At 56.8% G+C, this 1,239-nt stretch carries 2 rRNA genes; both read right to left on the bottom strand.

Annotated elements, in window-relative coordinates:
• Window positions 1-3: 3 nt before the first annotated feature.
• Window positions 4-120 (bottom strand): 5S ribosomal RNA (gene rrf, locus ACZ4EF_RS36865).
• Between the two features lie 90 nt (window positions 121-210).
• Window positions 211-1,239: ribosomal RNA gene (locus ACZ4EF_RS36860) — 23S ribosomal RNA — on the bottom strand; the annotation flags it as partial.

Below are 1,239 nucleotides of genomic sequence, written 5' to 3'. Positions count from 1 at the left end.
ATTGTTCGGCGGTGTCCTACTCTCCCACAGGGTCCCCCCTGCAGTACCATCGGCGCTGAAAGGCTTAGCTTCCGGGTTCGGAATGTAACCGGGCGTTTCCCTAACGCTATGACCACCGAAACACCATGAAACACACACCCCACACCCCCGGTGAAGGGGGCGTGGTGGTGGGCTGGTTGTTTCAGAACCACACAGTGAACGCGAGCAACAATGGACAAGCCCTCGGCCTATTAGTACCAGTCAGCTCCACCCCTCACAGGGCTTCCACATCTGGCCTATCAACCCAGTCGTCTACTGGGAGCCTTAACCCCTCAAAGGGGGTGGGAGTCCTCATCTCGAAGCAGGCTTCCCGCTTAGATGCTTTCAGCGGTTATCCCTCCCGAACGTAGCCAACCAGCCATGCCCTTGGCAGGACAACTGGCACACCAGAGGTTCGTCCGTCCCGGTCCTCTCGTACTAGGGACAGCCCTTCTCAAGACTCCTACGCGCACAGCGGATAGGGACCGAACTGTCTCACGACGTTCTAAACCCAGCTCGCGTACCGCTTTAATGGGCGAACAGCCCAACCCTTGGGACCGACTCCAGCCCCAGGATGCGACGAGCCGACATCGAGGTGCCAAACCATCCCGTCGATATGGACTCTTGGGGAAGATCAGCCTGTTATCCCCGGGGTACCTTTTATCCGTTGAGCGACGGCGCTTCCACAAGCCACCGCCGGATCACTAGTCCCTACTTTCGTACCTGCTCGACCCGTCAGTCTCACAGTCAAGCTCCCTTGTGCACTTACACTCAACACCTGATTGCCAACCAGGCTGAGGGAACCTTTGGGCGCCTCCGTTACCCTTTAGGAGGCAACCGCCCCAGTTAAACTACCCACCAGACACTGTCCCTGATCCGGATCACGGACCGAGGTTAGACATCCAGCACGACCAGAGTGGTATTTCAACGACGACTCCCCGATAGCTGGCGCTACCGGCTCACAGTCTCCCACCTATCCTACACAAGCCGAACCGAACACCAATATCAAGCTATAGTAAAGGTCCCGGGGTCTTTCCGTCCTGCTGCGCGAAACGAGCATCTTTACTCGTAGTGCAATTTCACCGGGCCTATGGTTGAGACAGTCGAGAAGTCGTTACGCCATTCGTGCAGGTCGGAACTTACCCGACAAGGAATTTCGCTACCTTAGGATGGTTATAGTTACCACCGCCGTTTACTGGCGCTTAAGTTCTCAGCTTCGCC

The sequence above is a fragment of the Streptomyces sp. NPDC025721 genome (genome assembly GCF_055558595.1).
This window is presented reverse-complemented; position numbering and strand designations above follow the sequence as displayed.